Origin of the sequence: Allobranchiibius huperziae, assembly GCF_013410455.1 — a bacterium.
GTDB classification, from domain to species: domain Bacteria; phylum Actinomycetota; class Actinomycetes; order Actinomycetales; family Dermatophilaceae; genus Allobranchiibius; species Allobranchiibius huperziae.
Window position 1 is genome coordinate 2,543,182 of the sequence record NZ_JACCFW010000001.1, and the last position, 17,892, is coordinate 2,561,073.

17 protein-coding genes are annotated in these 17,892 nt (G+C 69.2%); 2 read left to right on the forward strand and 15 right to left on the reverse strand.

All coding sequences use genetic code 11. The features are described from left to right. Nucleotides 1-4 precede the first annotated feature (4 nt). The 12 genes from atpE to HNR15_RS11975 all read right to left on the reverse strand — a co-directional run bounded on the left by atpE (nucleotide 5) and on the right by HNR15_RS11975 (nucleotide 11,518). Complete coding sequence (gene atpE, locus HNR15_RS11920) at nucleotides 5-211, reverse strand: ATP synthase F0 subunit C (protein WP_179482036.1); 207 nt, start codon at nucleotides 209-211, stop codon at nucleotides 5-7. 70 nt (nucleotides 212-281) lie between these two features. After that, entirely contained in the window at nucleotides 282-1,100 is an 819-nt protein-coding gene (gene atpB / locus HNR15_RS11925) for a F0F1 ATP synthase subunit A (RefSeq protein ID WP_179482038.1), read from the reverse strand. Between the two features lie 166 nt (nucleotides 1,101-1,266). Further along, the gene (locus tag HNR15_RS11930; RefSeq protein ID WP_179482040.1) at nucleotides 1,267-1,662 is read right to left on the reverse strand and encodes a hypothetical protein; all 396 of its coding nucleotides are present in this window, start codon (nucleotides 1,660-1,662) and stop codon (nucleotides 1,267-1,269) included. A 200-nt stretch (nucleotides 1,663-1,862) separates the two neighbouring features. After that, nucleotides 1,863-2,963, reverse strand: a complete 1,101-nt coding sequence (locus HNR15_RS11935; RefSeq protein ID WP_179482042.1) for an MraY family glycosyltransferase — start codon at nucleotides 2,961-2,963, stop codon at nucleotides 1,863-1,865. Nucleotides 2,964-2,992: 29 nt separating this feature from the next. Further along, nucleotides 2,993-4,282, reverse strand: coding sequence for a serine hydroxymethyltransferase (locus HNR15_RS11940; protein ID WP_179482044.1), 1,290 nt, complete (start codon nucleotides 4,280-4,282; stop codon nucleotides 2,993-2,995). 9 nt (nucleotides 4,283-4,291) lie between these two features. Next, nucleotides 4,292-5,218 carry an L-threonylcarbamoyladenylate synthase gene (locus HNR15_RS11945; protein WP_179482046.1) on the reverse strand — a complete coding sequence of 309 codons (927 nt, stop codon included), beginning with the start codon at nucleotides 5,216-5,218 and terminating at the stop codon, nucleotides 4,292-4,294. Between the two features lie 65 nt (nucleotides 5,219-5,283). Next, the gene (locus tag HNR15_RS11950) at nucleotides 5,284-6,381 is read right to left on the reverse strand and encodes a PLP-dependent cysteine synthase family protein (RefSeq protein WP_179482048.1); all 1,098 of its coding nucleotides are present in this window, start codon (nucleotides 6,379-6,381) and stop codon (nucleotides 5,284-5,286) included. Nucleotides 6,382-6,493: 112 nt separating this feature from the next. Further along, entirely contained in the window at nucleotides 6,494-7,495 is a 1,002-nt protein-coding gene (locus HNR15_RS11955; protein ID WP_179482050.1) for a GNAT family N-acetyltransferase, read from the reverse strand. Nucleotides 7,496-7,666: 171 nt separating this feature from the next. After that, entirely contained in the window at nucleotides 7,667-10,066 is a 2,400-nt protein-coding gene (locus HNR15_RS11960; protein WP_179482053.1) for an ATP-binding cassette domain-containing protein, read from the reverse strand. Between the two features lie 39 nt (nucleotides 10,067-10,105). Beyond that, entirely contained in the window at nucleotides 10,106-10,516 is a 411-nt protein-coding gene (locus HNR15_RS11965) for a VOC family protein (RefSeq protein WP_179482055.1), read from the reverse strand. A 5-nt stretch (nucleotides 10,517-10,521) separates the two neighbouring features. Then, nucleotides 10,522-10,971: a helix-turn-helix transcriptional regulator gene (locus HNR15_RS11970; RefSeq protein WP_179482057.1), complete on the reverse strand. Its 450-nt coding sequence runs from the start codon at nucleotides 10,969-10,971 to the stop codon at nucleotides 10,522-10,524. A gap of 49 nt (nucleotides 10,972-11,020) precedes the next feature. Then, entirely contained in the window at nucleotides 11,021-11,518 is a 498-nt protein-coding gene (locus tag HNR15_RS11975) for an SRPBCC family protein (protein WP_179482059.1), read from the reverse strand. Nucleotides 11,519-11,720: 202 nt separating this feature from the next. On the opposite strand from HNR15_RS11975, the gene HNR15_RS11980 reads away from it, so the two are divergent. Both HNR15_RS11980 and HNR15_RS11985 read left to right on the forward strand, forming a co-directional pair. Further along, nucleotides 11,721-13,148 carry an amino acid permease gene (locus HNR15_RS11980; RefSeq protein WP_179482061.1) on the forward strand — a complete coding sequence of 476 codons (1,428 nt, stop codon included), beginning with the start codon at nucleotides 11,721-11,723 and terminating at the stop codon, nucleotides 13,146-13,148. Between the two features lie 8 nt (nucleotides 13,149-13,156). Continuing rightward, a complete protein-coding gene (locus HNR15_RS11985; RefSeq protein ID WP_179482063.1) occupies nucleotides 13,157-13,714 on the forward strand; it encodes a pentapeptide repeat-containing protein in 558 nt (185 codons plus the stop codon). 104 nt (nucleotides 13,715-13,818) lie between these two features. Here HNR15_RS11985 and HNR15_RS11990 read toward each other — a convergent pair whose 3' ends face one another. The 3 genes from HNR15_RS11990 to HNR15_RS12000 form a co-directional block, all read right to left on the reverse strand. Then, entirely contained in the window at nucleotides 13,819-14,544 is a 726-nt protein-coding gene (locus HNR15_RS11990) for a methyltransferase domain-containing protein (RefSeq protein WP_179482065.1), read from the reverse strand. Nucleotides 14,545-14,675: 131 nt separating this feature from the next. After that, on the reverse strand, nucleotides 14,676-16,238 hold the full coding sequence (locus HNR15_RS11995; protein WP_246305924.1) for an aldehyde dehydrogenase family protein: 1,563 nt from the start codon (nucleotides 16,236-16,238) through the stop codon (nucleotides 14,676-14,678). Next, entirely contained in the window at nucleotides 16,235-17,857 is a 1,623-nt protein-coding gene (locus HNR15_RS12000) for a GMC family oxidoreductase (RefSeq protein WP_179482067.1), read from the reverse strand. The genes HNR15_RS11995 and HNR15_RS12000 overlap by 4 nt, the downstream gene beginning before the upstream one ends. Nucleotides 17,858-17,892: the final 35 nt, after the last annotated feature.

The following is a 17,892-nucleotide window of genomic DNA, read 5'->3' on the forward strand; positions in this document are numbered from 1 at the left end:
CAGATCAGGTGAAGACGAAGCCGAAGACCAGACCGAGCAGGGCGAGCGCCTCGGCCAGTGCGAAGCCGATGAAGGCGATGGTCTGCAGCTGACCGCGGACCTCCGGCTGACGGGCGACACCGTTGATGTATGCCGCGAAGATCAGGCCGATGCCGATCCCGGGGCCGATCGCGGAGAGGCCGTAGCCGACGATCGAGAGACTGCCCTTCATTGTGTTTCCTTTCGTTGGCGAGTCGACTCGGATGTCGACACGTCGGACGTATGAGAAGTCTGGTGCTGCCTCAGTGCTCTTCGGCCAGTGCGCCGGCGATGTAGATGGCCGCCAGCATGGTGAAGATGAAGGCCTGCAGGAATTCGATGACCAGCTCGAAGAGCGTCATCACGATGGTGAAGAGGAAGGACACCACGCCGGCGCCCCGGATGCCGATGTTGCCTCCGTGCAGCAGCATGTACTCCCCGCCGACGGTGAACACCAGCAGCAGCAGGTGACCGGCCAGCATGTTGCCGAAGAGTCGCAGAGCGAGAGTCAGTGGTCGGGTGATGAAGAACGTCACCAGTTCCAGGATGTAGACGAACCAGCCGATCCACCCTGGGATTCCCGGCGGCATGATCGACTTCAGGTAGGGCCATACACCGCCCTTCGCACGGACACCCACCACGTGGTAGCAGACATAGACGATGAGTGCGGCCACGACGGGGAATGCGATGCGGCTGAACGTCGGGAACTGCACGAACGGGATGATTCCCGCCAGATTGTTGACCAGGATGACGGTGAAGAGAGTGAACAGCAGAGGCAGGAAGCGCCGGAAGTCCTTGCTGCCGATGACGTCGCGACCGATGGTGTCGCGCACGAACCCGTAGACCAGTTCGGCCTTGAACTGCCGCTTGCTCGGGACGACCTCCAGCTTGCGGCTGACGGCGACGAAGAACCAGCCGAGCAGGCCCACCGAGAGGAGGAGGACCAGGGCGGGGCGGGTGAAAGCGAACGCGCCGTTGCCGACGAGCGGCTGCCAGAGGTCGGCGACGCCGGGAGCCTTGAACCCGCCGTCTGCGACGACCGCTGCGTGGGGGGCGGCCGCGGCAGCGAGTGTCGCGCTCACAGGGTCTCCTTCGTCGTCATGGATTCAGCAACTGTCCAGCTTGTGGTGCCACCTTCTGATGCGATTGACAGCACGCACCGTGGTGGCGGTGGACGGTGGTGGCTCACGGACGCGCCTTTCAGCGCGAAATCCGGCGCCCAGACTACCCGACCCCGTCGACCGTCATTCACGTCACTTCACCACCGGCGGACGGCGGGTCGTAGACCGGTCGGCGGCTGCGCACGAATCCCAGCACTTGGAAGATCTGCCATACCAGGACGACCACCACGACGCCGATCATCGTCGGCAGGGCTTGCAGATCGAGCACTGTGGTCGCGGCCAGCATGACCAGGAGCACGAGGATCAACTGGCCGAAGAAGACGGCCATCGCCGCGGCCATCAGGGCCACCGCGTTCACGTCGATGACCTTGCGCATCACCAGCAGACCGGCTGCGAAGAAGATCAGGGCCAGGGCGGCCCCGAAAGCCGCGGACAGACCGGCTCGGCCACCGGCCACGATCCATGCCACGACGGCGGTCACGACGCCTGCCCCGAGGCTGGGCAGTAACGCCGTCCTCAGCATGGTGTCGAAGGGTGACGGCTGGGCCCGCTGGGCTGGCGCCGGTGCGGAGTCAGGCGACGGCTGAGAAGGCGGGGAGGGCTGAGAAGGCACTGAGTCCGTCATTGGGCTCGCTCTCCTGCCGGATCGTGGGCGTCCGCATCGGTCTCCCGGGGCGTCACGCGAAGGGGCAAAATAGCCGTTCGGCTACTTTGTGAAAACTATCACAAGCTCCTGCCGCGCTTCCACCTCGGGAGCCAACGGGTCAGTCCCGCGCTGATCGCGATGAGGACGACGAGGGCCGACAACGCCCACGCGGTCGACACGTACGTGAACATCAGCACCCCGAGTGCGAGCGAGGCCGACCAGAGGTAGAGCAGCAGCACGGCGCGGCGGTGGGAGTGGCCGATGTCGAGCATCTTGTGATGCAGGTGCCCGCGGTCCGGCTTCCAGAACCGCAGTCCCCGTCGGCGCACCGCGAGGATCACATCCAGGACCGGCAGGGCGAGGATCGCCACCGGGAGGGCGATCGGCACCCAGAACGCCGCCGACTGCGACTTCACCTGACTGGGCTGCAGGGCCCCGGTGAACGTGATGGTCGAGGCCGACAGCAGCAGCCCGAGCAGCAAGGCACCGGCATCCCCCATGAAGAGGCGCGCCGGGAAGAAGTTGTGCGGCAGGAAGCCGAGGCAGCACCCCGCCGTCACCGCCGAGACGAAGGCCGAGGCGCTGAAGACGCTGTCGGAGGGGTTCAGGTAGACGTGCGCGACTTGATAGGCCCACAGGAAGAACGCGACCGCTGCGATGGCCACGAATCCCGCGGCCAACCCGTCCAGCCCGTCGGCGAAGTTCACCGCGTTGGTCATCGCGATGACGATCACGAAGGTGAGCAGGATGAGGATCGGCTGCGGCAGGATCGTGTAGGAATCGCCGGTCGGCAGCGCGGACAGCTGCACGCCTCCGAACGCCATCACCCCCGCGGCGATCAGCTGCCCGGCGAACTTGGTCAACGGGTCCAGCTCGCGGAAGTCGTCGATGGCACCCACCGCGGTGATGAACGCGGCCGCGATGAGGACGGCCAACACCTGATGGTTCGCGCCGTGCAGAAGGCTCGACGCGTGGCGCAGCCGACTCGCGATGAGCACCGCGGCCGCGAAACCGAGGAGCATCCCGACCCCGCCTAGTCGCGGGATCGGCACCGAGTGCACATCACGCCCGCGTACCGGGGTGACGGCTCCGAACCGCACCGCCAGCCAGCGGATCGCCGGTGTCGTCAGGTAGGTGACGACCCCGGCGACGACCGCGACAAGCAGGTATTCACGCACTGGGAGACGGGGCTGGTCCGGCCGAAGCCCTAGGCCGGCCGGGGATACGCCGGGAAGCGGCCCACGAGGTCGGTGACCTCGGCGCGGACGTCCTTGGCGACCGGGTGGTCGGGGTCACCGTCGGTCTGGGTGATGGCCCGGTGGATCAGGTCGGCGATCTGCACCATCTCGGGGGTGCCCATCCCCTGCGTCGTGACGCTGGGGCTGCCGACGCGGATGCCGGAGGCGACGTTGGGCTTCTGCGGGTCGAACGGGATCGCGTTCTTGTTGAGCACGATGCCGGCGGCGTCCGCCCGCTCCTCCGCCTGCGCACCGGTCACCTGCACGCCCTGCAGATCGTGCAGGGACAGGTGGGTGTCGGTGCCGCCGGTGGTGGGACGGATCTCCTTCTCCCCCAGCGACGTCGCCAACTGCTGAGCGTTCTCGATGACCTGGCGGGCGTACGCGGCGTACTCGGGCGTCGCGCACTCCTTGAAGTTGACCGCCTTGGCCGCGATCGTGTGCATCTGCGGGCCGCCCTGCATCATCGGGAAGACGGCCTTGTCCAGCTTCGCCGCGTGCTCGGCCTTGCAGACGAGCGCACCGGAGCGCGGACCGCGCAGCACCTTGTGGGTGGTGAAGGTGACCACGTCGGCGTACGGGACGGGCGAAGGGATCGCCTTTCCGGCGACCAGGCCGATGAAGTGCGCGGCGTCGACCCAGAAGATCGCGCCGATCTCGTCGGCCAGGTTGCGGAAGAACTCGAAGTCGATGAGCCGCGGGATGGCCGATCCACCGGCGAGGATCACCTTGGGCCGGTGCTCCTTGGCGAGCGCCTCGACCTCGGCGTAGTCGATGTTCTCCGACTCCTTCTCCACGCCGTAGCCGACGGAGTTGAACCACTTGCCGGAGAAGCTGACCTTCGTGCCGTGCGTGAGGTGCCCGCCCATCGGCAGCGACATGCCGAGGATGGTCTCGCCGGGCTTGAGGAACGCGCCGTAGACGGCCTGGTTGGCGCTCGCGCCGGAGTGGGCCTGGACGTTGGCGTGCTCGGCGTCGAACAGGCTCTTGCACCGCTCGATCGCCAGGTTCTCGGCCTTGTCGACCTCCGAGCACCCGCCGTAGTAGCGGCGGCCGGGGTAGCCCTCGGCGTACTTGTTGGACAGTGTCGAGCCCAGCGCGGTGAGCACCGCGGGGCTGGACATGTTCTCGCTGGCGATCAGCTGCAGGCCGCTGCGCAGCCGGTCCAGCTCGGACAGCAGCACCCCCGAGATCTCGGGGTCGAACGCGGCGAGGGCGTCGAAATCGGAGCCGTAGAAGGGCGTGGGCGAAGCGGTCATCGGGTCACCTTAGGCGTCGGACGTGGGAGTGGAACGGGTGCCGTCGGTGTGGTCCGAGGGCGGGGCGGGTAGGTCGGGCGAGGGCACCTCGGCGGACGGCGCACCGTCCTGCGGGAGGTCGCTCGCAGGCAACGTGCCGTCCTGCGGCGGCACGAACACGGGGTCGATAACGGCGTCCACATCGCCGTCGGGCGTGCCTTCGGGCTCGGTCTGCGACAGATCGAGCGGCTCGGGTCCGTCCTGATCGTCGGCGGGCGCCTTCGAGAGGCTGACCCCGTTCCCGGTGGAGGGCTCGATCAGCTCCACACCCGCCAGCACTTCGCGCAGCGCATCGGTGCCGATCGCGCCGGCCCGCAGCAGCACCGGGTCGGGCTTGGTGCAGTCCAGGATGGTCGAGGGCTCGTTGCCGCTGCGCTCACCGCCGTCGAGGTAGACCTCCACGGCGGGGCCGAGGGCGAATCCGGCCTCGGTGATCGTGGTCGCGGTCGGCTTGCCGGTCCGGTTCGCTGAGCTGACCGCCATCGGGCCGACCCGTTCGAGCAGCGCCAGGGCGACTTCATCGTCCGGCATCCGCAACCCGACGGTGCCGTTGTTGTCGCCGAGGTCCCAGGCCAGCGAGGGCTGCGCGCGCAGGATCAGCGTGAGTCCGCCGGGCCAGAAGCGCTCCATGAGGCGCCGCGCGTACGACGGCACCGACATCGCCAGTCCGTCGACCGTCGGGAGCCCCGGCACGAGCACGGGCGGGGGCATCTCACGGCCGCGGCCCTTGGCGTCGAGCAGCTTCTGGACCGCCGAGGGATTGAACGCGTCGGCGCCGATGCCGTAGACCGTGTCGGTCGGGAGGACGACGCACTCACCCAGGTCGAGCGCGGACTTCGCAGCGTCGAGACCGTCCTCCCGGGTCTGCGGATTCGCGCAGTCGAAGACGGGGCTCAACGAAGGACTCCTGCAGGTGTGGGCCGGGTAGGAGGCTCCAGGCTAATGGTCGGCGCCGGGCTCGACTACGTCCGCCACAACCCTTCGTCCATCGCGCGTTGCAACATCGCACGGTGCGCTGTCGGGTCCAGACCCCTCGCCGCCGGCCAGTCCTCGTCGTAGTAGGTCGCGCTGTAGCGCTCGCCGCCGTCGCAGAGCAACGTGACGATGCTGCCGGTCTCCCCCCGCGCCTTCATCTCGCATGCCAGCTCGAGCACCCCGGTCAGGTTCGTGCCGGTGGATCCGCCCGCGAACAGGCCCGTGCGCTCGCGCAACAGGTGAACGGCCGCGATCGAGGCGGCGTCCGGCACCTGGATCATCCGATCCACGATCTGCGGCTGGAACGACGGCTCGACGCGCGGGCGCCCGATGCCCTCGATCCGCGAACCCCGGCCGGTGACGTGGGAGGCGTCGCGCTCCACCCAGCCCCCGTAGAACGCGGAGCCCTCCGGGTCGACGACGCACAGCCGGGTCGGGATGCCCTGGTAGCGCAGATAGCGTCCGATCGTCGCGCTGGTGCCTCCGGTACCAGCGCCCACCACGATCCACGCCGGCTGCGGATGCCGCTCCAGTCGCATCTGATCGAAGATGGATTCGGCGATGTTGTTGTTGCCGCGCCAGTCGGTCGCCCGCTCGGCGTAGGTGAACTGGTCGAGATAGTGCCCGCCGCATTCCCGCGCGATCTGCTCCGCGGCTGCATAAACGGCGCCGGCGTCGTCCACGAAGTGGCAGCGGCCGCCGTACCGCTCGATGAGCACGATCTTCTCGGCACTGGTCGAGCGCGGCATGACAGCCACGAACGGCAGGCCCAGCAGCTGCGCGAAGTACGCCTCGCTGACCGCGGTCGAACCGCTCGACGCCTCCACAACCGTCGACCCCTCGCGGATCCACCCGTTACAGAGGGCGTAGAGGAAGAGGCTGCGCGCCAGGCGGTGTTTGAGACTTCCGGTCGGGTGGGTCGACTCGTCCTTGAAGTAGATGTCGATCCCATCGAGACCGGCCAGGCGCAACGGGATCAGGTGAGTGTCGGCCGACCTGTTGGCGTCTGCTGCGACTTTGCGTACGGCGTCCGCGACCCAGGACCGCTCCTTCGGACAGCCGTGCTGCGGCTGGGTGGTCGACATGCCGCAGGAGTCTAAGAGAGGGAAACTGCCGATCGCCGACCGCCGACCTCGCCCAACAGGCCGTTATCCATCTCGCCCGGGACCGCGCGAACCTGCGACGGCGGAGGAGGCCCTACACCGTTCGTTCGGCGTCGTGCATCGTGCCCGCCACGCGGAAGCCGAACTGCGCGTTGAGTGCCAGCATCGGGGCGTTGGACTGTGACGTCCAGGTCTGGACGTACCGCGCTTCGGCTGCGGTGTCGGCCGTGATCCGCTCGAGCTGGTGCAGGTTCGCGGCCTTCAGCGACCGGCCGACTCCCTTGCCCCGGGCCGCCCGGTCGACCAGCGTCGAGTCCTGCACCACGATCGCCGGCTCGTCGGCGTCGAGGAACATCTCGGTGAAACCCACCGGGCGGTCCCGCAGCAGCGCCATGCTGCGCAGCACGGTCCAGCCCCGCTCGATCATCCGGCCCTCATCCTCGCGCATCCGCTCGACGTCGATCCGGGTGTCGCCCCGGACCAGGTCCCCGACCGGGTGGTCCTCCTGCATCTGCTGCTTCAGGGCCGCCCACTCCAGCTCGTATCGCTGCGGGCACGCGCCGACCCACGACTGCACGCGTACCTCTCCGGAGGGTGGATCGCCCTCCCCGCGACCGTCCCACGGCAGGTCGAGCAGCAGCCTGTCCTCGACGTTGCCGACCCGGAAGCCCTGGTCGCGTAGGAATCGTCCGGACCGCGTGTCCTCGAGCGCCTGCGCGCCGGGGACGTGCACCTCCGTCTGCAGGGTGTGGTGACCGTGATCGGCGGCGAACTGCAGGGCGTACGAGGCCAGTTCACGACCGATGCCTCGTCCCTGCGCTTCCGGGGCGACGGCCAGCTCGACCTGGACGGGCTCGGCCGGGTCGCCCACGGCCGAGACCAGCTCCAGGGCGCCGACGACCCGCGTGCCGTCCAGGGCGGCGTACCTCCAACGGCTTCTGCGCGGGTGAGGGTGCTCGGCGGTGTAGAGCACATGGGCGAGCGAGATCCACCACATCGGCCCCTGCCCCTGCGTGTACGCGGCCCGCAGGACCTCGTGCCACTGGCGCAGGATCGGGGACGACGGGTCGACTGCCACGATCCGGGGCTCGCTCATGGGGTCATCCTGCGACGCGCGTCGGTTTGTCGCCAGTCACTTCCACGCTCGACCCCGCCCGCGCCGACGTCCGGACGCCCACGAGGGACCACGCGGCGCCGTTCGGGGAGGCCGCGTGCGCCGAGGACGCGCACGAGGGCCCGCGCGGTGCCGCTTGCGGGCTCACGGCTCTCAGCCGGCGACGTACTCCGCGAGGTGCTCGCCGGTGAGCGTGGACCGGGCGCCGACCAGATCGGCCGGCGTGCCCTCGAAGACGACCCGGCCGCCGTCGTGGCCGGCGCCGGGACCCAGGTCGACGATCCAGTCCGCGTGCGCCATGACGGCCTGGTGGTGCTCGACCACGACTACCGTCTTGCCCGAGTCGACCAGCCGGTCCAGCAGCTCGAGCAGACGCTCGACGTCGGCCAGGTGCAGCCCGGCAGTCGGCTCGTCGAGCACGAAGACGCCGCCCTTCTCGCCCAGGTGGGTCGCGAGCTTCAGCCGCTGCCGCTCGCCGCCCGACAGGGTCGGCAGAGGCTGCCCGATGGTGAGGTACCCGAGCCCCACGTCCACCAGCCGTTCGAGGATCGTGTGCGCGGCCGGGACGGCGGCGTCGCCCTCCCCGAAGAACCGCTCGGCGTCGGTCACCGACATCTCCAGCACTTCGCTGATGTCGCGGCCACCGAGTCGGTACTCCAGCACCGCCGTCTGGAAGCGCCGGCCCTCGCACACCTCGCACGTCGTGGCCACTCCGGCCATGATCGCCAGATCGGTATAGATCACGCCGGCGCCCTTGCACGCCGGGCACGCACCGTCGGAGTTCGAGCTGAAGAGAGCGGGTTTCACGCCATTGGCCTTCGCGAAGGCCTTGCGGATCGGGTCCAGCAGGCCGGTGTACGTCGCCGGGTTGCTGCGCCGTGAACCCTTGATCGGGCTCTGGTCGATCGTCACGACACCGTCCTGGCCCGCGAGCGCGGCGGTGACCAGGGAGCTCTTGCCGGATCCGGCGACGCCGGTGAGGGCGACCAGCACACCGAGCGGGACGTCCACGTCGACGTCCTGCAGGTTGTGCAGGTCGGCTCCTCGCAGTTCCAACGCGCCCGTCGCAGCGCGTACCTGCTCCTTCAGGCTCGCACGGTCCTGCAGGTGACGACCGGTGGCGGTGTCGGCCTTTCGCAGCTGCGCGACGGTGCCCTCGAAGCGGACCTCGCCACCCGCCGCACCCGCTCCCGGGCCGAGGTCGACGACGTGGTCGGCGATCTGGATGGTCTCGGGCTTGTGCTCCACGACCAGCACGGTGTTGCCCTTGTCCCGCAGCCGGAGCAGCAGCTCGTTCATCCGTTGGATGTCGTGCGGGTGCAGCCCGATGGTCGGTTCGTCGAAGACGTAGGTGACGTCGGTGAGCGAGGACCCGAGATGGCGCACCATCTTCACGCGCTGCGCCTCGCCGCCGGACAGGGTGCCCGACGGGCGGTCGAGGCTGAGGTAGCCGAGACCGATCTCGACGAAGGAGTCCAGCGACTCCCCCAGCGACTGCAGGAGCGGAGCGACGGTCGGCTCGTCCAGGCCGCGCACCCACTCCGCGAGATCGCTGATCTGCATGGCCGACGCCTCGGCGATGTTGAGCCCGCCGACGGTGCTGGCCAGGACCTCCTTGGTGAGCCGGGTCCCGCCGCAGTCGGGGCAGGTGGAGAAGGTGACCACCCGCTCCACGAACGCGCGGATGTGCGGCTGCAGGGTGTCGATGTCCTTGGCCAGGAAGGACCTTCGGATCTTCGGGATGATCCCCTCGTAGGTCAGGTTGATCCCGTCGACCTTGATCCGGGTGGCTTCCTTGTAGAGGAGTGCGTCCAGCTCCCTCTTGGTGAACTTCTCGATCGGCTTGTCGGGGTCGAAGAAGCCGCAGCCGCGGAAGATCCGGCCGTACCAGCCGTCCATGCTGTAACCCGGTATGACGAGAGCGCCCTCGTTGAGCGAGCGGTCCGCGTCGTACAGCTGGGTCAGGTCGAAATCGGTCACCGATCCTCGGCCCTCGCACCGCGGACACATGCCGCCGGTGACGCTGAAGCTGCGCCGCTCCTTGGTCGTGCGGCCACCCCGCTCCATGGTCACCGCCCCGGCGCCGCTCATCGAGGCGACGTTGAAGGAGAACGCCTGGGGCGAGCCGACGTACGGCGTGCCGACCCGACTGAAGAGCACCCGCAGCATCGCGTTGACGTCCGTCGCGGTGCCCACCGTGGACCGCGCGTCGGCACCCATTCGCTCCTGCCCCACCACGATCGCCGTCGTGAGGCCGTCGAGCACGTCGACGTCGGGGCGCGCCAGCGTGGGCATGAAGCCCCGCACGAACGCGCTGTAGGTCTCGTTGATCAGCCGCTGGGAGTCGGCGGCGATCGTCCCGAAGACCAGCGAGCTCTTCCCCGAGCCCGACACCCCCGTGAAGACCGTCAGCCGGCGCTTGGGGATCTGCACGCTGACGTCCTTCAGGTTGTTCACCCGGGCGCCCCGCACCGTGATCAGGTCGTGCTGGTCGGCGGCATGCGGTGTCGAGGACGGCGCCGGCGTGCGCCGGCGCCCCGAGGCCGTGCTCATCGTGTCTCCCTCTGCCGGCGCGTTCTCCGCACCGACAGCTCAGTGGACCTCGTTCATCCGGATCAGGTTGCCGGACGGGTCCCGGAACGCGGCGTCGCGCACACCGTACGGCTGCTCGATCGGCTCCTGCACGACCTCGGCGCCCGCCGCCTGGAGACGGTCGAAGGTCTCGTCCAGATTCGGCGTGGCCAGCGTGATGATCGCGAAGGTGCCTTTGGCCATCATCTCGGTGATGGTGCGGCGCTCCTCGTCGGTGACGCCGGGGTCGGCGCCCGGCGGGAAGAGCACGATGGACGTACCGGGCTGACCGGCGGGCCCGACCGTGATCCAGTGCATCCCGTTGTAGCCGACGTCGTTCCGGACCTCGAAACCGAGGACGTCCCGATAGAAGGTGAGCGTCGCGGCCGGATCCGTCTGGGGCAGGAAGGCGTTGTGAATGGTGATGTCCATGGCGCTCACGCTAGATCCGCCGCCGCGACGCGGGCTTCTCGATTCCTGACCGGTCTGGTCACCTGCTTCACCACGCACGACGGGATGCCCGACGTCGCGGACGCCACCTCTTGGCGGTAGGTGCTCGGCGGCACACCGATCAACTCGGCGAACCGGCTGCTGAAGGTGCCGAGAGAGGAGCAACCGACCGCGAAGCAGACGTCGGTGACGCTGAGGTCGCCGCGGCGCAGCAGCGCCATCGCACGCTCGATCCGCCGGGTCATCAGATAGGCGTACGGCGACTCGCCGTACGCCGTGCGGAACTCGCGGCTGAGGTGGCCGGCCGACATGTGCACCCCGCGCGCGAGCGCCTCGACGTCCAGGGGCTGGGCGTACTCCCGGTCCATCCGGTCCCGGACCCGGCGCAACAGGATCAGCGTGCGCAGTCGCGCCTGCGTATCGGGGCTGTCGTTCATCTGCGCGATCGTGCCACGCCGACCTGGTGCGCGCTCGGCGTCATGGGGCTCACCGGCCGGTCCGCGCCGATTCGCACGTGGTGGCGAGCTGGTCGATCGACTCCTGCAGGTACTCCGGTGGCCAGGGGGGCATCCGACCGAAGTCCTTGCGGGTCTGGGCAGAGGTGTCGCCCCAGTCGTAGGTGAGGGTGACGCGGGTGCCCTCGTCCTCGGGAACGAGGTCGTAGCGCCACTCCCAGCCGCCGAGGTGCAGCTCGCCGTCGCGGACGCTGCCCGGTCTCCAGGCGATGAGCCGCGGCGGCTCGAACGCCGTGACCATGTTGTCGATCCGATAGTCGCCGCCGACCCGCTCCAGGTACATGTTCATCGTGAAGACCTGCCCCGCGTGCGTGATGGGGTCGGGCTGCTGGGGTTCGCGGACCCATCTCCAGGGCGCGGGGTCGGTCTCCTGGTGCCGTGTCGGATGGGCCAGCACGTCGAAGACGGCTGCGGGTGGTGCATCGACGAACCGGGTGACGCTCAGTTGCTCGGCGGTGCCATCGACCATGAGATCTCCTGTGCCAGAACGCATTGAGGGATGAGGTCCGCCGCAGGCATCCTCCGGAAGAGACGCGGGCGGCCGGCCGGTCGCGATGTGGACACCGTACACATCACCCGGGGCTCGCACCAGAGCGAACCGACCGCCGCGTGGCTAGGCTCACAGCACGGGCGCGCCGGACCGGGTGTACCTGCGAGGACGGGAGTACGTGATGGCCGGTGACCAGAAGATCGCGCCGCGGCAGGGGGTGCTGCGCCGCAAGCCGATCGTCAGTCACGAGGAGGCCGGCGGACTGGAGCGCTCGATCGGTCTGTGGCAGCTCACCGCCATCGGGATCGGCGCCATCATCGGAGCCGGCATCTTCTCCCTGGCCGGCACGGTGGCCAACGGGGTCGCCGGACCGGCGGTCAGCATCTCGTTCATCATCGCGGGTGTCGCCTCGGCGTGCGCCGCGCTCTCCTATGCCGAGTTCGGCGGACTGATCCCGGCGGCCGGGTCGGCCTACACCTACGGGTACGCCGTGCTGGGCGAGCTCGTCGGCTGGCTCATCGGGTGGGACCTGCTCCTGGAGTACACCGCCATCGTGGCGGTGGTCGCGATCGGCATCTCGGGCTATTTCTCGTTCCTGCTGAACGACTTCGGCGCCCACCTGCCCGTCTGGATGCTGGGCGCGCCCGGCACCGGATCGGGCCACAAGGTCGACCTCTTCGCGCTGATCCTGTGCCTGCTGATCGCCGTGCTGCTCAACCGCGGCATCAGATCCAGCGCCCGGGCGGAGTCCGTGCTGGTGGTCGTCAAGGTGGCGATCGTCATCGCGGTGGTCGTCGTCGGCGCGTTCTACATCAAGGGTGGCAACCTGCACCCCTACTTCCCCTACGGTTTCGGCGGTGCCGTGACCGGCGCCGCGACGGTCTTCTTCGCAGTGTTCGGGTACGACGCGATGAGTACCGCCGCGGAGGAGTCCAAGGACGCCACGCGGATCCTGCCGAAGGCGATCATGCTCTCGCTGGCGATCTCGATGGTGCTCTACCTGCTGGCGTGCACGGTGCTCACCGGCATGCAGAAGTACGACAAGATCAGCAAAACCAGCGGATTCGCAACGGCGTTCAAGTCCGTCGGGCTCGACCGGTTCGCCGACGTGGTCGCGATCGGCGCCATCATCGGCATCCTCACCGTGCTCTTCGGCTTCATGCTCGGCGCTTCCCGGGTGTTCTTCGCGATCAGCCGCGACGGGCTGCTCCCCGGGTGGTTCGCCAAGACCAACCGCTTCCACGCACCGCACCGGCCGACCTGGATCATCGGCGTGGTGTCGGCCGCCATCGCCGGTTTCGTCCCCATCGGCGACGCAGCCGAGCTGACCAACATCGGCATCCTGCTCGCGTTCATCGTGGTGTCCGCCGCCGTGATCGTCCTGCACTACCGCTCGCCGGATCTGCCTCGCACCTTCAAGACACCGGGCATGCCGGTCACCCCGTTGATCGGCATCGCGTTCTCGATCTGGCTGATCAGCAAGCTGGAGCCGGTCACCTGGCTGCGGTTCGTGGTGTGGGCGCTGCTCGGCATCATCATCTACGCGTTCTACGGCTACAAGCACAGCAAGGTCGGCGAGGGTGTCGCCGTACAGACCGAGGACGGCTGAGGGGACCGGTGCAGCTCGTCGACGAGAGCTACGACGGTCCCACGCTGCGGGAGATCGTGAACGGCGCAACGGAGGCGGTGCGACTGGTCCGTTGCGATCTGCGGGAGATCGACCTGCGGGGTGTCGACCTCACCGAGGTGCATTTCGAGGAGTGTGTGCTGGACAACGCCGACCTGCGCGGTGCTGCTCTGGGGGGTGCGTCGTTCAGCGGATGTCGCCTGATGGGCGCCGACTTCGAGGGCGTCGGCGGCTTCGGGTTCACGATCAGTCGCTCGAACGCGTTCGCAGCCAACCTGATCCGTGCACCGCTGGCTCATGCGGACCTGTCCGGGACGAGGTTCACCGAAGCCGTCCTGCGCGGCGCCGATCTGCGGTCGTGCATCTTCGACGGGTGTGACCTGAGCGGCGCGGACCTGGCCGAGGCGCAGCTGGAGCACGCCGACCTGCGGGGTGCCGGTCTCGGCCCGTGCGACCTCGATCGGATGCGCGCCCTGCGCGGCGCGATCATCACCACCACGCAGGCTGCGGCCATCGTCCGTGATCTCGCGGGTGCCACCGTCCTCTGAGACCAGACGGGCGGGGGGTTCGCGCGCCGGGGTGCGCGGTGTGCAGTTTGCGTTTGCGGCCAGTGCTGCAGCCCTGGCCGCAGACGCGGAACCCCCACGCCGACTCAGTCGCGTTGCGCGATGAACACGTGTTCGCGGCCGGGCCGGTCGGGTGCGTCACGCACCTCGCGTACGACGAACCCGGCCGTCCTCAGCGTCTGCTCGATCTCGGTGCGCGAACGGAAGATCAGCGTCGACTCGGAGGTGACGGTGGTCGCGTCCGCGGCGAAGGTGCATCGATGCCGGAAGGACACCAGCGGCAGTGCGACGCCGGTGAGTTCGAACCGCTCGGTGACGTCACCGACGCCCTGGACATGGAGCTGCACGGGGGCGGCATCACGCTCCCAGTCCTCCCACGCGCGTCGTTCCGGCCGACGCGACTCGAAGACCAGGTGCCCGCCAGGGCGCAGCACTCGATGGACCACGCGCAGGGTCTCGTCCCATTGCGCGTCCTCGGTGAAGACCTGGGCGACGTTGCCGGTCATCACCACCACGTCCACCCGCAGCGATGGCAGATCCTCGACTGTGCCGCGGTGCCACTGCACCGCGTGTGCGCCGGGTTTCGATCGGGCGACGTCGAGAGACGCGCCCGCGGGATCGACCGCGTGCACCGCGATCCCGTCGGCGGCGAGCATCAGCGCCAGCACGCCCGTCCCGCAACCGATGTCGAGCACCGACGTCGCGCCCAACTCACCGATGATCGCGCGGTACGCCGTCAGGTCGCTGCGGTCACCCTCGAACGCGTCGTACACGGCGGCCAGCCGCGGGTCGTCGAAGATCGCATCGGGCACCCGCCGATGCTAGGCGCGTACTCCGCCGACACGCCTGGGTTTAAACGTCGAGGTGTGGGTTTTGCGTGTGCGGTCAGTGCTGCAGCACTGGCCGCACACGCAGAACCCCCACGCGACCTCGGGGCGAGCGGTCAGCGGGACCTGCGCAGCCTGCTCACGACCGCAGCCGGGCGCTGCATCGTGGTGGCCCGGCCGTGCATCACGGTGATCAGCTGGGCGAACGTCGAGTCCTGCTTCGCGGTACGGTCGAAGGTGGTCAGGAGCATCACCGGCTTGATCCGTCGCGACGCGATCGCCTTGGCGTAGGTGAACTCGCGCAGGCCGTCCGGGCCGTGGATGCGACCGAAGCCGGAGTCACCGACCCCGCCGAACGGCAGTGAGGGGATGGCGGCGAACGAGATGACGTCGTTCACGGCCGTCATCCCGCAGCGCAGACGACGCGCGATCTCCGTGCCGTGCGCCTTGGAGAAGACGGTCGAGCCGAGGCCGTAACGGGTGGCGTTCGCCAGCCGCACCGCCTCGTCCATGGAGGCCACCTTCTTGACGGTGATGGTCGGACCGAAGGTCTCGTCCGTGTTCGCGGGGCGGTCCTCCGGTACGTCGACCAGCACCGTCGGCTGCACGAACCGGTCGCCGACCGCGCCCTCCCCGCCGACCAGCGCTCGACCACCGGACGCGAGTGCGTCGTCGATGTGTCCGCGGATGAGGTCCAGCTGCTTGGGCAGCGTGGCCGGGCCGTAGTGGGCACCGGGGCCGCCGCCGGGGTGCACGTTCTGGGCGCGAGCCACGAGGGCGTCGACGAAGGAGTCGTACACCCGCTCGTGCACGTAGACCCGCTCGACGCCGATGCAGGTCTGGCCGGCGTTGGAGAAGGCACCCCACGCGGCAGCGTCCGCGGCGGAGGCCACGTCCGCGTCCTCGTCCACCAGCAGAGCGTCCTTGCCCCCGGCCTCGACGATCACCGGGGTGAGGGTCTGCGCGCAGGCGGCCATCACCTTCTTGCCGGTCTCGGTCGAACCGGTGAAGGCCAGCTTGTCGACACCGGCGGTGCACAGGGCGGCGCCGGTCTCGCCGAGACCGGTCACCACCTGCAGCAGCGCGCGGTCCGGCACGACCTCGCGCAGCGACGCGGCCAGCCATTCGCCCACGCCCGGGGTCAGCTCGCTGGGCTTGAAGACGACGCAGTTGCCGGCTGCGAGCGCGTACGCGATGGACCCCATGGGGGTGAAGACCGGGTAGTTCCACGGCCCGATCACGCCGATGACGCCGAGCGGCCGGTGCTCGACGACGGCCGACTGGTTGGCCATCAACAGGCCGGCGAAGGACTTGGTCGGGCCCAGGACCTTGCGAGCGTGCCCGGCCGCCCACGCCAGGTGATCGACCGTCAGGCCGATCTCCAGCTGCGCGTCGGCGTGCGGCTTGCCGGTCTCGTCGTGCACCACGGCCGCGAGCTCGCCCATCCGTCGGGCGATGACCCCGCGCCACTTGCCGAGGATCTCCCGGCGGCCGTCGAATCCCAGCTCGTCCCACCATGCGGCGTCGGCACGGGCGCGACGTACGGCTTCGCGGACCGTCGCCTCGTCGTCGATCGCGTGGACGCCGACCACGTCCCCGGTGGCCGGGTTCAGCGATTCGAAGGTGCGCGGTTCCTGCTCGGCGGCGTCGGTCGCGGTGTCTGCCATGGCTGTGCTCATCGGTTCACTCCTGCATCGGCGAGGCGGTGGGACGGGTTCGAGGCGCGGCCGCGCAGCAGGTCCGCTGCGCGCTCGGCGATCATGATGGTCGGGGCGTTGGTGTTGCCGCGGGGCACCTCGGGCATGACCGAGGCGTCCACGACGCGCAGGCCGGTCAGCCCGTGCACGCGCAGTTCGGCGTCGACGACGGCGTCGGGATGTTCGCCCATCGCGCAGGTGCCGACCGGGTGGTAGAGCGTCTGGGTCTCCCGACGGATATGCGCCTCGAGCTGTTCCGTGCTCGGCGAGGCCGTGTCGGGCATGAACGGCGTGTCCAGGTACGTCGCGAGCGGACCGGAGTTCGCGACGTCCAGCAGCCGTTCGCACCCCGCGAGCATCGCGTCGAGGTCGCGCTGGTCGTCGTAGTACGCCGGGTCGATGCTCGGATGCCACGACGGGTCGGCCGACCGGAGCCGCAGCTGCCCGCGGCTGGCGACGCTGACCAGCGTCGTACCGATCGAGACCTTGCGCGACCCGGACTCGTGGGCGGCGTTGTCCCAGAAGCCCGTCGGGGTGAAGTGCACCTGTAGATCCGGCGCCGCCAGCCCCTCCCGGCTGTGGAAGAACGCTCCGGCCTGGGCGACGTTGGATGTCAGCGGCCCCCGGCCCAGCGCCTTGGCCTTCAGGATGTTCGGCAGCGTGTTGAACTCCAGCAGATCCGTGGTGCCCTTGGTCTCCCAGATCAGCGGCACGAACGGGTGGTCGTGCAGGTTGGCCCCCACCCCGGGCAGGTCGTGGCGCACGTCGACGCCGGTCTCCCGCAGGTGCCCGCCCGGTCCGATCCCCGACAGCATCAGCAGCTGCGGTGAGTTGATCGCCCCGGCGCACAGGAGCACCTCGGCATCGACCCGCGCCGTGCGCCGCTCCCCCAGGTGCTCGAACGTCACTCCGACCGCGCGATCCCCGTCCAGCTCGATGCGCTCCACCATCGCGCCCGTGATGACCTCGAGATTGGTGCGGCCGCGCGCGGGCTCCAGGTACGCGCGTTCGGTGGACCAGCGACGGCCGCCCTTGCAGGTCACCTGGTAGAAACCGGCGCCCTCCTGGCGGGCACCGTTGAAGTCGTCGTTCGCGCCCATTCCGGAGGCGACGGCGGAGGCGATCCACGCGTCGTTCAGTTCGTGGTCGTAGCGCCGGTCCTCCACGTACAGCGGGCCGTCCTGCCCGTGGAACGGATCACCGAGCCGCGAATTGTGCTCTGCGCGCTTGAAGTACGGCAGAACGTCGTCATACCCCCAGCCGGTGGCGCCGTGCGCGTCACGCCAGGTGTCGTAGTCGACCCGGTTGCCGCGGATGTAGATCATCGCGTTCATCGACGAACACCCGCCGAGCGCCTTCATCCGCGGCCAGTACGTCGGTCGCGCGTCCAACTGCTTCTGCCCGGTCGTGTGGTAGTTCCAGTCCCACCGCGTCCGGAAGAGGGAGGGGAAGCCGGCCGGGATGCTGATCTCGTCGGCGTCCGCCTCGCCACCGGCCTCGATCAGGAGCACGGTCGTGCCCGGGTCCTCCGTCAGCCGGGCGGCGAGCACGCACCCCGCGCTCCCGCCGCCGATGACGACGTAGTCGTAGGTGTCGTGCATGAAGCCTCCTGGCCACGATGACGAGCGAACCGCGG

What these genes read in the sequence shown, in the direction of transcription:
- atpE (WP_179482036.1), bottom strand. Translation starts at nt 211, where the DNA reads ATGAAGGGCAGTCTCTCGATCGTCGGCTACGGCCTCTCCGCGATCGGC.
- HNR15_RS11930 (WP_179482040.1), bottom strand. Translation starts at nt 1,662, where the DNA reads ATGCTGAGGACGGCGTTACTGCCCAGCCTCGGGGCAGGCGTCGTGACC.
- HNR15_RS11940 (WP_179482044.1), bottom strand. Translation starts at nt 4,282, where the DNA reads ATGACCGCTTCGCCCACGCCCTTCTACGGCTCCGATTTCGACGCCCTC.
- HNR15_RS11950 (WP_179482048.1), bottom strand. Translation starts at nt 6,381, where the DNA reads ATGTCGACCACCCAGCCGCAGCACGGCTGTCCGAAGGAGCGGTCCTGG.
- HNR15_RS11955 (WP_179482050.1), bottom strand. Translation starts at nt 7,495, where the DNA reads ATGAGCGAGCCCCGGATCGTGGCAGTCGACCCGTCGTCCCCGATCCTG.
- HNR15_RS11960 (WP_179482053.1), bottom strand. Translation starts at nt 10,066, where the DNA reads ATGAGCACGGCCTCGGGGCGCCGGCGCACGCCGGCGCCGTCCTCGACA.
- HNR15_RS11965 (WP_179482055.1), bottom strand. Translation starts at nt 10,516, where the DNA reads ATGGACATCACCATTCACAACGCCTTCCTGCCCCAGACGGATCCGGCC.
- HNR15_RS11970 (WP_179482057.1), bottom strand. Translation starts at nt 10,971, where the DNA reads ATGAACGACAGCCCCGATACGCAGGCGCGACTGCGCACGCTGATCCTG.
- HNR15_RS11975 (WP_179482059.1), bottom strand. Translation starts at nt 11,518, where the DNA reads ATGGTCGATGGCACCGCCGAGCAACTGAGCGTCACCCGGTTCGTCGAT.
- HNR15_RS11980 (WP_179482061.1), top strand. Translation starts at nt 11,721, where the DNA reads ATGGCCGGTGACCAGAAGATCGCGCCGCGGCAGGGGGTGCTGCGCCGC.
- HNR15_RS11995 (WP_246305924.1), bottom strand. Translation starts at nt 16,238, where the DNA reads ATGAGCACAGCCATGGCAGACACCGCGACCGACGCCGCCGAGCAGGAA.
- HNR15_RS12000 (WP_179482067.1), bottom strand. Translation starts at nt 17,857, where the DNA reads ATGCACGACACCTACGACTACGTCGTCATCGGCGGCGGGAGCGCGGGG.